This is a genomic window from Vibrio sp. 10N.222.46.A1 (genome assembly GCF_041473595.1).
GTDB classification, from domain to species: domain Bacteria; phylum Pseudomonadota; class Gammaproteobacteria; order Enterobacterales; family Vibrionaceae; genus Vibrio; species Vibrio tasmaniensis_A.
Map to the genome: position 1 here is coordinate 1 of NZ_JBFRSN010001816.1, position 452 is coordinate 452.

General features: G+C 38.3%; 1 pseudogene. It reads right to left on the reverse strand.

Annotation, left to right across the window (positions count from 1 at the left end):
• Positions 1–150, reverse strand: a pseudogene (locus tag AB4496_RS29445) (flagellin B); the annotation flags it as partial.
• Positions 151–452: the final 302 nt, after the last annotated feature.

Genomic DNA, 452 nt, shown 5'->3' on the forward strand with positions numbered 1-452 from the left:
GATTTGTAGGCCTGCAGCATCATCTTTTGCGCTATTGATTTTATAGCCAGAAGACAAACGCTCCATTGATTTTTGAGTACCTTCAGCCGCACTATTTAGGTAGCGCTGAGCCGTCATTGCAGACACATTTGTGCTTACATTAATCGCCATAGTTGATCTCCTTTAGGCATTTTTTCATGCACTTATGTGACTCTCACCTCACAAAAACACATGTTATTTTGTTTTATATACCAGTGTCTCTCTCACCTTACATTGGTACATATCATTTCTCTCAATCCCTTTAACGGCCCCTTAACTAGAAGCTTTAATAAAAAATGCATTTTTTTTCGTATTATTTTCAATGTTAAAAAAAACGTGAAGTAGATCATCATTTCCCGACTCGGTCATTCCCTACTGTGAGGAACGAACGTGATAGAGGATCTCGCTTTTTCTTCTATCAACCAACATTGCAC